The organism is Streptomyces sp. NPDC051133 (genome assembly GCF_040682635.1).
GTDB lineage: Bacteria > Actinomycetota > Actinomycetes > Streptomycetales > Streptomycetaceae > Streptomyces.
In genome coordinates, this window is sequence record NZ_JBFBBK010000245.1 from 1,009 (window position 1) to 1,238 (window position 230).

Annotated in this window: 1 pseudogene; it reads right to left on the reverse strand. The window is 66.1% G+C overall.

The features are described from left to right. A pseudogene (locus AB0N17_RS46790) lies at window positions 1-180 on the reverse strand (hypothetical protein); the annotation flags it as partial. Window positions 181-230: the final 50 nt, after the last annotated feature.

Here is a 230-nt window from a genome sequence, read left to right on the forward strand (position 1 = left end):
AGCGTTGGTGACGTAGACGTGGGAGCCGTCCTGGCTCACCGCCACAAAATTTGGAAAGTTGCCGACGGGCACGGTGGCGGTGACGGTGTTGGTGGCCGTGTCGATCACCGACACCGTGCTCGAAATGGAGTTGGTGACGTAGGCGAAGGTGCCGTTCAGGGCGGCTGCAGCCGCGTGCACGCCACGCCCGGCCACCGCCGTACGAGAATGGCCCTTCGCCCGGTGGCCAC